The sequence below is a fragment of the Chromohalobacter sp. HP20-39 genome, assembly GCF_033052815.1.
Lineage (GTDB): Bacteria > Pseudomonadota > Gammaproteobacteria > Pseudomonadales > Halomonadaceae > Chromohalobacter.
Map to the genome: position 1 here is coordinate 1 of NZ_JAWHTP010000665.1, position 273 is coordinate 273.

Annotated in this window: 1 protein-coding gene; it reads right to left on the reverse strand. The window is 67.0% G+C overall.

Annotated elements, in window-relative coordinates:
- Positions 1 to 273 (reverse strand): peroxidase family protein (locus RVY79_RS19610; RefSeq protein ID WP_317466246.1); only part of this gene is annotated, 273 nt, incomplete at both ends.

The window sequence follows — 273 nt, forward strand, 5'->3', positions numbered from 1 at the left end:
TGCCGCTTCAACGTCCGGCCCGACATTGCTTGCCGGACCCGCGCCGTGCGTCTTGCCGAAGGTGTGGCCGCCGGCGATCAGCGCCACGGTTTCTTCGTCGTCCATCGCCATGCGGGCGAAGGTTTCGCGGATGTCGCGTGCGGCCGAGATCGGATCGCCGTTGGCATCCGGGCCTTCCGGGTTCACGTAGATCAGACCCATCTGCACGGCCGCGAGCGGGTTGTCGAGATCGCGTTCGCCCGAGTATCGGCTATGGGGGTTGTTGGTGGGCGC